We start from the raw sequence: 11779 nt of genomic DNA on the forward strand, positions 1-11779 counted from the left end.
AACTATTTGTTTGTTTTTAAGCTAGGTGGTGAGGGAAATGGATACCTTAAAAGCAGTATTGCAGGCTTATTCTATTCAGCCGTTTTACATAGAAAAACAGACGGAGCATCTTTATAAGGTGCAAGACCACTACCAACAATATGCACTAAAACAAAGCAGGTTAACGCAAGAAACAGTCGGGATGTGGGAACAGGTCTATAACATAGCTTATACTGATTTTCTTTCTTTGGTTCTACCAGTTTATTTAACCAAACAGGGAAAACTGTATGAAGTACAAGGGGATTCCATTTATTATGTGACACCATGGAAAGGAAATTCGCTAACCGAGTTAGACCAGCCAACGATAGAAAAGTTATTTCAAAGTATTGGGAGGATGCACGCAAAAACAAAACAGCAGCAAATGGTGGAAAGTGCCCAATTAAAACGTACTTTTCAGCATTATAAACAGCATTGCAAGCAATTGCAACAGGAATTGTTGGCTGCGGTTGAGCAGTATGAAAAAAATCGCTTTATGTCTCCATTTGAATTACTTGTTTGTACGCAGTTTAAAGAATTGGATTATAGTTTAAAAGAAACTGAACGAAGAATTGAACAGTTACTGTATGAGCAAGAAGAAAACAGTACTTGGTATTATAGCCTTTGCCACAAAAATATAACTACATCCCATACGTTAACTCATCAAGCACAGCTCTATTTGATTAACTGGGAAAAGGCAAGTTTTGACTATTCTATTTTTGATTTGGTAACTTTTTTTCAACAAGAAACAAGTGAATATGATGCTCCAATTGATTTGTTCATGCACGGATTCGATAAATATATGGATGAGAACGAACTGACCAAGAAAGAATTGTATTTGCTCGTCATTCAATTATTGGATCCTCAAGCCTATCTAGCTTGTGTTACAGCACATAAGGAGACAAAAGCAACAATGATCGAGCAAATTATTCATCTACAGCATATATTTCGGCGTATATTATTTGGACTGCATTTTTCTGCCTATGTGGATCAAACTTATGATACGATTGATTTGGAGGATCTGGATGATACGGACTAAATCCATTCCAAATAAAACGCGATAAAAACGCCAACAAGAATTCCAAGAAGAAAAACATCAAAGGTGGTTGGGAAAAACAAGGTGCGAATTAATTGAAAAATCAATACTGGTAATGTGCATCTTTCAATTACGATAATACAATTTCTTGCCCATGGCGGCAGCCGATAGCGGTAATATCTTGCCACTTACAACCTCTCCCTTTCACAAGAATGTTCGTTTTTACTATACTATATGTATAAATGGATGCTTTTGGTGCAAACCTTATGTTATAAAGTCCAGATGAGCGATAAATATAGCATGGCTTGCTAATCATTGAATTTTGCACATAATAAAAGGAAAAAGTTGACGGGACCACGGATTATATATAAAATAAAGCTATTCCAATTGATATTCAATCCAATATAAAAAATGTAAAGAGTGGGAAGAGTACAGGGTAATTGTTATGCAGAGATGGAAATCATTGGCTGAAAGTTTCCTTGATGGATTATGCTGGAAGGTCGCCCATGAACAGCTCCTTTGAACCAAAAGCAGTAAGAAGATTGCTTTTAGTAGAGGGAAGCCGGTCGATGTACCGTTATCAGACTAAATGAAGTGTGTATACTTATTTGCTTCTAGAAGCATGTCCTTTTGAAGATGGATTTTATAGTATTGTCAAATAACGTATACAAATAAAGGTGGTACCACGGAAAGCATACCCTTTTCGTCCTTTTTTAGGGCGGAGAGGGTTTTTAATTTGTTAAAAGGAAAATGCTTGAACGAATGAGAATAAGGAGGAATATGTGATGCATGAACAAGAATCGAAGCCTTCGCTTTCTGCTAAGTATAATCCACAGGAAGTAGAAAAGGGCCGCTATCAATTTTGGTTGGAAGGGGATTATTTTAAAGCTCAGAATGACCCGGAAAAGGAACCCTATTCCATTGTAATTCCACCCCCAAATGTAACGGGTCGTTTACATTTAGGTCATGCTTGGGATACGACAATGCAGGATACGATCTCGAGAATGAAACGCATGCAGGGATATGATGTGTTATGGCTTCCTGGTATGGATCATGCCGGTATTGCTACGCAAGCAAAAGTCGAAGCAAAATTGAAAGAGCAGGGTACTAACCGTTATGAGCTAGGAAGAGAAAGGTTTCTTGAAAAAGCATGGGAATGGAAAGAAGAGTACGCAAGCTTTATTCGTTCCCAGTGGGAAAAATTGGGGCTTAGCTTAGATTATTCACGGGAACGATTCACTCTTGATGAAGGGCTATCTGACGCGGTAAAAGAAGTATTTGTTAAATTATATGAACAAGGTTTAATTTATCGTGGGGAATATATTATCAATTGGGACCCAGAAACAAAAACAGCTCTATCAGATATAGAAGTAATTTATGAGGAAGTGCAAGGGAAATTTTACCACATGCGCTATCCGCTTAAAGATAGTGACGAGACAATTGAAATTGCGACAACTCGTCCAGAGACGATGTTAGGAGATACGGCAATTGCTGTTCATCCAGATGATGAACGATATGCGCATTTAATAGGAAAAAAAGCAATTCTGCCAATCATCGGTCGTGAACTACCAATCGTTGCGGATGAATATGTAGATATGGAGTTTGGTTCCGGGGCTGTAAAGATTACCCCTGCGCATGACCCGAACGATTTTGAAGTTGGTAATAGACACAGCTTAGAACGGGTTTTGGTTATGCATGAGGACGGAACAATGAACGAAAACGCAGGGGTTTATGAAGGTCTAGATCGGTTTGCGTGCCGAAAACAAATTGTTGATGATTTAAAAGCGCAAGGTGTACTCTTTAAGATAGAAGATCATGTTCATCAAGTTGGCCACTCGGAAAGAAGCGGCGCTGTAGTTGAGCCATATCTATCTACCCAATGGTTTGTGAAAATGAAGCCACTTGCAGACGCTGCGATTGATTTGCAAGCATCTGAAGACAAGGTAAACTTTGTTCCTCAACGTTTTGAAAGAACGTATTTAAATTGGATGGAAAATATTCGTGATTGGTGTATTTCTCGTCAGTTATGGTGGGGGCACCGAATTCCGGCTTGGTATCATAAGCAAACGAATGAAATTTATGTTGGCAAAGAAGCGCCAGAGGACATCGAAAATTGGGAGCAAGATGAAGATGTGTTAGATACGTGGTTCTCGTCAGCTTTATGGCCATTTTCAACGATGGGATGGCCAGATCCGGAGGCGGAAGATTATCAGCGTTATTTTCCAACTGGAGTGCTCGTAACGGGTTATGATATCATTTTCTTCTGGGTTTCACGAATGATTTTCCAATCCAAACATTTTACCAATCAAAAACCATTTGACGATGTATTAATACATGGATTGATTCGTGATGCCGAAGGAAGGAAAATGAGCAAATCGTTAGGAAATGGCGTTGACCCAATGGATGTGATTGATAAATATGGTGCGGATTCGTTACGCTATTTTCTACTCACCGGTTCAACCCCAGGGCAAGATTTACGCTTTTATTGGGAAAAGGTGGAAGCGACTTGGAATTTTGCCAATAAAGTGTGGAATGCATCTCGCTTCTCGTTAATGAACTTAGAAGGCTTTTCCTATGAAGATATCGACTTGACAGGAAAGAAGTCACTTGCCGACAAATGGATCTTAACTCGCTTAAATGAGACGATTGAGCATGTAACAAGAAATAATGATAAATATGAATTTGGCGAAGCAGGGCGTCATTTGTATAACTTTATTTGGGATGAACTATGCGACTGGTATATTGAAATGGCTAAGCTACCGTTATATGGAGACGATGAGGCGGAAAAACAAACCACTCGTTCTGTGCTCGTTTATGTCCTAGATCAAACAATGCGTATGCTTCATCCATTTATGCCGTTCATTACTGAAGAAATATGGCAGCAGTTACCGCATCAAGGAGAGTCCATTACGGTGGCAAAATGGCCGGAACAAAGACCTGAATTTCATGATGAACAGGCAGCAAGTGAAATGAAACGACTTGTAGCAATTATCAAAGCTGTCCGCAATATCCGTGCAGAAGTAGATACGCCGATGTCCAAGCAAGTGAAACTATTGATTCAAGCAGAGAATGAAGCAATTGTTAAAGAATTAGAGGAAGAGCGTCATTATCTGGAACGTTTTTGTAATACGAGTGAATTAATCATCGCTCGGCAAATTAAAGCCCCTGAAAAAGCGATGTCTGCAGTGGTGACGGGAGTAGAACTATTTTTGCCATTGGAAGGATTAATTGATTTTGACAAGGAAATTGCCCGTTTGGAAAAAGAATTAACCAAATGGACAAAAGAAGTAGAACGTGTTCAGAAGAAGCTTGCAAATCAAGGGTTTATCAATAAAGCCCCACAGGCTGTGGTTGATGAAGAAAAACAAAAGGAAAAAGATTATTTGGATAAACAAGCTAAAGTTCAAGCGAGACTGAATGAATTAAACCAGTAAAATAATGAAAGAGGATGAGATATAACTAAAGCAGCTGATTAAAAAATGAACAATAAAGTGAATTTTTCATTAGTAGGGGGTTTTTCATCCCCTACTCCTTTTTTAGTATTGTAATGGTATGACCTAAAGTCCGCTTACGAAATAGGGCATTTAAGTATCTCTGTAGTATGATTTCTCCAACTCTTGAAGCGGGAGCCTTACAGTACTTATATGCCGGATCAATGGATTGTCCGCCTTTTGCAATATAGTATTTGCTTATGTTCCAGTCACTTTGTCTGCGTTTATCGATGCGGTTTAAGTTGTATTTGTTTGTTTATATGCTCCACGTATAAACGAAGGATATTTTCATTGCTAACAGCACTTAGTGTGCGAGACCCGACGACATCTTCAATTTCATTAAATAATAATTCTCCTTGCTCACTAATAAGAAAATCAATACCAACCATACCGAAATCGAAAGCGTTAACGATGGTTTGGATGCTATTTTTTTCTTGCTCGTTTAACCTGTATAAACGCGCGTTTCCACCGAGCTTATAGTTCGCTCGGAAATCAGTATCGCTTTCTCTAAGTACTGAAGCGACGATCTTTTTTCCAACAACAAAGACACGCAAGTCTTTTCCTGGCTTTACAGGGCATGTTTGGATAATAACTTCTTGTCTTTGTAGTTTTTGTATACATGTTTTATATTCCTTTTCGCTAGTTATGAGGTAAACTTGTTTGCCCCCTCTTCCTGCGACGTCCTTTATGACAAAAGGAAAGGGTAGAGGAGGTGTTGTTCCCAAAATAGAAGCTTTACTATAGTACGTATCAACCATTGGTATTTGCAGTTGATGTACAGCATGGTGTGTCAACGCTTTGTTATTACAAATAGTTGCGATACGGGAATTGTTGAAAACGAGAATTTTGCAGCTTTCTAAATGAAGGCTAAGCATAGGGTCTATTGTGCGAACAACTGCAAAATCGGGCATAGCTTGCGCTTTTCCATTTCTCAATACAGCTTGTTGTTTATCGTGAATACCGATCATTAAATCCTCTCGACGTACAAGCTCTAATTGGATAGACTGCAGTGCTGCTTCTTCGATAAACCAATCAATATAAGCTTTGTTTGCTTGTATATCTTCATTACTATAAATAAGCCAGCCATTATACATTTGCTACCCCTTCAGTCTCTCTTAAAATATAGTCTATGATAAAATCAGCAACATTAATTCCAGTAGCATCATACATGTTGTGAATATGGGCGTTGGAATTAATTTCACATACAATGGGCGACTGGTCAGCACCTATTAACAGGTCAACACCAGCAAAGTCAGCACCAATGGACCTAGTTGCAGCAATAGCCAGGTTCCGTTCGGCTTCTGATGGTTGATATGCTTCCATGGTACCTCCAGCGGTAATATTTGCTCTAAAATCATTCGCTGATTGCCTTTTCATCGCTGCAACGACCTGATTTCCAACCACATGCAGGCGTAAATCTACGCCGTAGCTGGAAGCGATAAATGCTTGCAAAACAAAAGCCTTCGTTCCTAGGTTATTGATGTTCTCGATTAAGTCATGCTCATTGCGGACAAGGTATACTTGTTCCCCAAAAGAGCCAAATGCTTCTTTTACGATCATCGGAAAACCTAATTTGCCGATTGCTTCGTTTAATATCCGATGTTTCACCGGTTGAGGGGCGAAGGTTTTAGGGTAAATAATGGTGTCTGGGATAGGAAGTTTCGCCATTGCTAATTGCTGATACGTTGCTATTTTGTCGTCACTAATACGGATTGCTTCCGAAGAGTTAAACACCCTAACTCCGAGTAATTCTAGCTGTCTCGCTAAATAAATATCCTTATCTGTAAATACAACATAGTTTGGCAAAGAAAGTGGTCGCTCTTTAGTGAAAAGGGTTAGTTCTTCGTGCGACAAAAATGATAAAAGATCGCTGTTTGATATGATTTTCACTTGATTTCCTTTGCGAATAGCAGCATTTGCCAACCATTGTGCAAAATCAATAAATTTATTACCTGGTAAACTATCATTATAAATAATCCAGCCGTTTGCGTGCATCGTTTCTTTCCTTTCTGCTATACTAATAATCGTTCATGCAGTTATTAAAAATAGCTCCGTGTCCAAAAATAGTAAAGCAACTTAATATGTGAGGAATATCTACTCCATTTTTACGAAATAATTTTTCAATACGTTACTCAACTAGTTGCGTTTTTTGAACGAGGACTTGATGTGAAAATAAAAAACTATTCATGAAAGGATTGTACATAATTGCAAACAATGAAGCAAATAGAAGCTTTTTTCATGCATCGAAGTCAGCTTGGAATCAGACCAGGATTAGAGCGAATGAAGCAGCTACTCGCGTTACTTGGTCATCCTGAAAGCCGGCTATCAGCGATCCATGTTGCAGGCACCAATGGGAAGGGTTCTACTTCTGCATTTTTGAAACAAGGGTTGCAAGCGAGCGGTTATCGAGTAGGCGCGTTCACTTCCCCAAGCTTATACGGAATACGTGGGTATATTTATGTGGATGATGAACCAATTTCCGAGCAAGAGTTTGTGAAAGTGTGGGAAGCTGTCTATCCTGCTGTACAGACGTTAGATCAACAGCAGCAACATCCAACGGAGTTCGAAATTCTGACTGCCATTGCCTTTTTCTATTTTGCCAGTCATGTTGACATTGCGGTTGTAGAAGCTGGCATGGGTGGAAGAGAAGATACAACAAACTGTATGAATCCGATAATATCTATTATTACAACTGTTGCTAAAGATCATACAGCGTTTCTTGGACAGACTATATCTGAGATCGCCTCACATAAAGCTGGTATTATTAAACATGGGACTCCTGTAGTTATTGGGGATTTACAGCAAGCAGCGAAAACAGTCGTGCTTCAAGAAGCAAACAAGCAACGAGCTCCTATCTATCAACTAGGAGTTGATTTTTGGTATCGTCGTATCACATCGGCTAATTTACGGAATCATATGGTATGGAACGCACGGAATACAAATCCGATTTCATTCGAGCTTTCCATGTATGGCGAACATCAATTAGCAAATGCTTCTTTGGCATTGACGGCCTTACAAATATTAAAACAACAAGGATTTTCTATCCAATCCGATAAGTTGCAAGATGCTTTTTTTAGTGTTCAGTTAGAAGGGAGATTTGAGGTAGTGTCACAACAGCCCTTCATTATCGTTGATGGCGCCCATAACCCAGCGGGGATACATGCATTTATGGAAACATTGGAAAATAATTTTCCACATCAAGAGCGACAGCTGTTATTTGCGGCTTTTAAAGATAAAGCAATAGATGATATGCTGGCTGAATTAAAGAGCGGGTTTCAAAAAATACAGTTAACAACTTTTGACCATCCTAGGGCAGCAGGTATATCTGATTTGAAACAGCACCAAAACACTTCGATTGAATTCGTTAATTCCTGGGAACAAGCAATATGTGAGATGGACAACCCGGAAATAATTTATTATGTTACAGGTTCACTTTATTTTATTTCCATCGTCCGATCTTACATGCTGAAAAAGAAGCGTTAAGGGCATTGTTATAAAACAACAATTGCTTTCTAATTCCGCCATGCTTTTATAAAAGGACACTGCACTTCTCGTTTTACCTCATATATAAGGTGCTGTAAGACTCCCACTTCAGGAGTTAGATAACCTGTACTGCGACAAGTCTAAGTGGAAATAACAGCACCTAAATGCCTTATTTCGAAGCCTTTAGGTCATACTATTACGGCACTAACAAACCGTGGGGGATAACGAAATAACCGAATAGCCAGGTCCGGCGCATGACCCCAGCAACGATGTGACTTCCCGAAATTGCTCTACGATAAGGGCTCATCGGTTCGTTGCTAAGAGGAAGGCCGACTAAAAACGGGCTTGCCACCCGACGTCGGCATACCCCTGTTTTTAGTGGCATGATTCCTTTATCTTTAGTTGATTCGTTCCATTCGCTTTCGTTGCTAAACGGGCGCCCCGTGCCTTTGTTCAGTTCCGTTACGGACTCTAAGTACCATCAAGATTTTGTTAATACGAAAAATATAAGAGATTATGTTGAACAATTTCTTACAAAGCTGACACGCTTCGTCTTACTTTTTACATGTCTTTTGCTAGAGTAAAATAGTACTCTTTAACAGGGAGGCTAGACTGTGAAAAAGGACAAGCGTAAAATTACAGTTTGGAAAAACGGTCAGCAAGTAAAACTGTCCTTGCACCAATCATTGAGTAAAGAAAAAGCGGCTGCGGAGAAAGAAAAAGCTGCAACGCTCATGGACATGGAAGAGGATAAGGTTCCACCGTATAAGAGATTCACCAAATCAGAAACTTCATTACTTCATGTTTTTACCAAGAAAATAACGCGCATTAAACCACTAATTATTGCAATTGCTTCAGCTTTCATCATAGGTTCACTACTAGGAATTACACTGCTAAAGATGTTTGTCACCATTGATGAAGATCGTCAAGCGAATGGAGATGCTAACAATACATCTATTGCTAATGTAAGTGATGAGGACAAAGGTGCTGTGGAGGATGGTGAAGCAAGTTCAGAGATGCTTCATGCTTTTGTGTTACAAGGAGGCGTATTTTCTGAAAAAGGAAATGCTCAAACATGGCAGACAAAATTTAAAGACGCAGGTCTGCCTTCGTTGCTTTGGAAAAAAGATAACCAATATTTTTTGTTAATTTCTGCTGCGGCTTCTGAAAATGATGCAAAACAATTAAAAGCAGAGGCTGCTGCTTCAGGGTTAGAGATTTATGTGAAAGAATGGAAGGTAAACCTAGATAAGGATGCGTTATCGAAAAATGAAGCAGCGTGGCTTCAGAAATTTGTCGATACATGGCAGAAAGCGATGGAGCGTAGAGAAGTAGCAGAGCAACAATGGAAATCTATCATAAAATCTGCTCCGGATCGGTTTAAAGAATTAACGAAGCCTATAAACAAACTTATGATCGAAGCTGAAAATGAAAACACTCTAGCTGTAGGTTCGAATTTACTATCTTTATGGCAAGAGTTAACTGTTGCATTGGCAGAATGATGAATAAAGCAGCAGGTAACGCTATAGAAGTTTGGTTTCCTTTTTCTGCATTCACACCGAATGTGAGGTGCCGTAAAAACTCCCGCTTCAAGAGTTGCAATCGATACAAAAAAGTCGAAATGGAAGATAACGGCACCAAAATCCCCCATTTCTCAAGCAGGTAGCTATTGATCGTAGCAGGTCTAACACGCAGAAAGGAGCGTTTTTCTTTTTTAGGAATTAGGAAAGCTGTGTCAGCGACACCTGGTAAGCAAAAAAGTGTTTCTCTTTTTACCCCGAATGTAAGGTGCTGTAAGACTCCTACTTCAGGAGTTGGATAATCTGTACTGCAACAAGTCTAAGCGGGAGATAACAGCAACTAAATACCCTATTTTTAAGGGGTCTTTAGGTCATACCATTACGGTACTAATTAATCAGTAAGGGATGAATGAGAACCCCCACTGATTGAAGATTCACTATAGGGGAAGTTGAAATTTTAACCTTTGTTCCACTATAGGAAAGTATAAGATTTCTTGTTTATAGTATAAGAAGAACAAAGGCTTCCGCCATAAGACATGGCGACAAGCCAAGTTTTTCTAATATTTCTATTAATGAAGGTTGATTTTAATACTATTATGTTTGTAAAACATTGATCTTTCAAGTTACAAAATTTTTAACATCCTCTAGTGAACGATAAAAGCATTATTAATCAACAATACTGCCATATATCACTATTTTTCTATAGTGAAAAACAAGTTTTGTTGGGCTATATTAGGGTGTTTTCTCACAATTAACGATTTGTATCAAAATAGGTTCCTATGTAAGATGATTGTATCTTACAAAAAAGGGGGATCTGTATGACTACTCCACCAATTATGATAAAAGATGTACCAAAAGATGATCGACCCAGAGAAAGGTTGCTAAAGAATGGTCCTGCACATGTGTCGAACGCAGAATTGTTAGCAATCATTCTTGGCAGTGGCACAAGAGAGGAATCGGTTATTTCTCTAGCCAACCGATTATTAATGCATTTTGAGGGTTTAAAACTTCTAAATGACGCGACAATTGAAGAATTAACAGCTATCAAAGGGATTGGTACGGCAAAAGGTGTATTAATATTGGCTGCAATGGAACTGGGAAAGCGAATGAATGGTTTTCAACCTGAAGAACGTTATGTCATTCGCTCTCCTGAAGATGGCGCAGACTATGTAATGGAAGAGCTGCGGTCATTAAACCAAGAACATTTTGTGGCTTTGTTTTTAAATACGAAAAATCAGATTATTCATCGGCAAACCATTTTTATAGGTAGTTTGAATGCTTCTATTGTTCACCCTCGGGAAGTATATCGTGAAGCCGTTAAACGCTCTGCCGCCTCCGTTATTGTCGCTCATAATCATCCTTCTGGCGATCCTACACCTTCTCAAGAAGATATTTATGTAACAAGAAGATTAGTGGAATCAGGCAAAATGATTGGCATTGAGTTGATCGATCATTTAATCATCGGTAACCGAAACTATGTATCTTTAAAAGAAAAAGGCTATTTGTAAAAAAGATTCTATGTATTAAATGGTAGAAGGAAGCTCTGTTCCATAAAAAAATCAACATGGATAGTTACTGCAAGAAGGGGGATGACCTAAATGCCCTGAACGAATCGGGATTTAGCTCCCGTTTCCCCGTTTGAATTTATTGGAAACTATTCTGTCTCACCGAAGTACGGGGCTTACGGGACTTTTCAACCAGGATGAAAGTACTTTTGTTGCGGACTCAATACTTTAGGTTAGCTCATTGTAAAGCAACGAAGAAACAAACTAAAGCAACAGCTACCATTAAGTACCCATACCTTTTCTTCCTTCTTTACATTCGTCGGCTCCTGTCACTAATATAAAGACACTTAATAAAAGTGTATAGTAAGAGATAAACTCAAAGTTATCAGTACGTAACATATAAATTGCATCGGTCATAATAATGATGGCTAGGCTAGTTTTTAATACTTTTAATAAATTCAATCTCCCTTCTTTCCTTTTATCATACAAAAAACTCATATAAACACTATCTATTTTCCATTTTTTTTCGTATAATTATATAGACGAGAAATTAAGGTAGCGCCATTTTTCAGTAAAGCTGAGGAAAGTGGCGCTTGTTACGCTTATATTTGTATGCATGAAGCGCATGCTATAAAAGACAATTATTTTACTTTTTGACAGGAAAAAGAGATAATTAAAAATATCATAAGAAATAGCTACATAACATTGATATGTATGCAAACCGGAAAG

At 38.6% G+C, this 11779-nt stretch carries 9 protein-coding genes and 1 other annotated feature; of the genes, 5 read left to right on the forward strand and 4 right to left on the reverse strand.

Annotation, left to right across the window (positions count from 1 at the left end; genetic code table 11):
* The first annotated feature begins 37 nt into the window (after positions 1-37).
* A complete protein-coding gene (locus tag KBP50_RS07140) occupies positions 38-1054 on the forward strand; it encodes a protein kinase family protein (RefSeq protein WP_050353210.1) in 1017 nt (338 codons plus the stop codon).
* Here the strand turns inward: KBP50_RS07140 and KBP50_RS07145 are convergent.
* The gene (locus tag KBP50_RS07145; RefSeq protein ID WP_050353209.1) at positions 1051-1239 is read right to left on the reverse strand and encodes a hypothetical protein; all 189 of its coding nucleotides are present in this window, start codon (positions 1237-1239) and stop codon (positions 1051-1053) included. The two genes, KBP50_RS07140 and KBP50_RS07145, sit on opposite strands and share 4 nt — an antisense overlap.
* A 219-nt stretch (positions 1240-1458) precedes the next feature.
* Positions 1459-1765: a binding site (T-box leader), on the forward strand.
* A gap of 71 nt (positions 1766-1836) precedes the next feature.
* Here KBP50_RS07145 and KBP50_RS07150 point away from each other — a divergent pair.
* Positions 1837-4485: a valine--tRNA ligase gene (locus KBP50_RS07150; RefSeq protein ID WP_050353208.1), complete on the forward strand. Its 2649-nt coding sequence runs from the start codon at positions 1837-1839 to the stop codon at positions 4483-4485.
* A 281-nt stretch (positions 4486-4766) separates the two neighbouring features.
* On the opposite strand, the gene KBP50_RS07155 is transcribed toward KBP50_RS07150, so the two are convergent.
* Together KBP50_RS07155 and KBP50_RS07160 are read right to left on the reverse strand one after the other, a co-directional pair.
* The gene (locus KBP50_RS07155; RefSeq protein WP_050353207.1) at positions 4767-5636 is read right to left on the reverse strand and encodes an ATP-grasp domain-containing protein; all 870 of its coding nucleotides are present in this window, start codon (positions 5634-5636) and stop codon (positions 4767-4769) included.
* Positions 5629-6537 carry an ATP-grasp domain-containing protein gene (locus KBP50_RS07160; protein ID WP_050353206.1) on the reverse strand — a complete coding sequence of 303 codons (909 nt, stop codon included), beginning with the start codon at positions 6535-6537 and terminating at the stop codon, positions 5629-5631. The genes KBP50_RS07155 and KBP50_RS07160 overlap by 8 nt, the downstream gene beginning before the upstream one ends.
* Positions 6538-6756: 219 nt before the next feature.
* Here KBP50_RS07160 and KBP50_RS07165 point away from each other — a divergent pair, with 219 nt between their 5' ends.
* From KBP50_RS07165 to radC, 3 genes are all read left to right on the forward strand, one after another.
* Entirely contained in the window at positions 6757-8025 is a 1269-nt protein-coding gene (locus KBP50_RS07165; protein WP_072742350.1) for a bifunctional folylpolyglutamate synthase/dihydrofolate synthase, read from the forward strand.
* A 614-nt stretch (positions 8026-8639) separates the two neighbouring features.
* Entirely contained in the window at positions 8640-9527 is an 888-nt protein-coding gene (locus KBP50_RS07170) for an SPOR domain-containing protein (RefSeq protein ID WP_050353204.1), read from the forward strand.
* A gap of 836 nt (positions 9528-10363) precedes the next feature.
* The gene (radC, locus tag KBP50_RS07175; RefSeq protein ID WP_050353203.1) at positions 10364-11053 is read left to right on the forward strand and encodes a RadC family protein; all 690 of its coding nucleotides are present in this window, start codon (positions 10364-10366) and stop codon (positions 11051-11053) included.
* Positions 11054-11332: 279 nt separating this feature from the next.
* Here the strand turns inward: radC and KBP50_RS07180 are convergent, their stop codons facing one another.
* On the reverse strand, positions 11333-11548 hold the full coding sequence (locus KBP50_RS07180) for a hypothetical protein (RefSeq protein WP_072740907.1): 216 nt from the start codon (positions 11546-11548) through the stop codon (positions 11333-11335).
* Positions 11549-11779 lie beyond the last annotated feature (231 nt).

Origin of the sequence: Virgibacillus pantothenticus, from assembly GCF_018075365.1 — a bacterium.
In the GTDB taxonomy this organism is placed as follows: Bacteria; Bacillota; Bacilli; order Bacillales; family Amphibacillaceae; genus Virgibacillus; species Virgibacillus pantothenticus.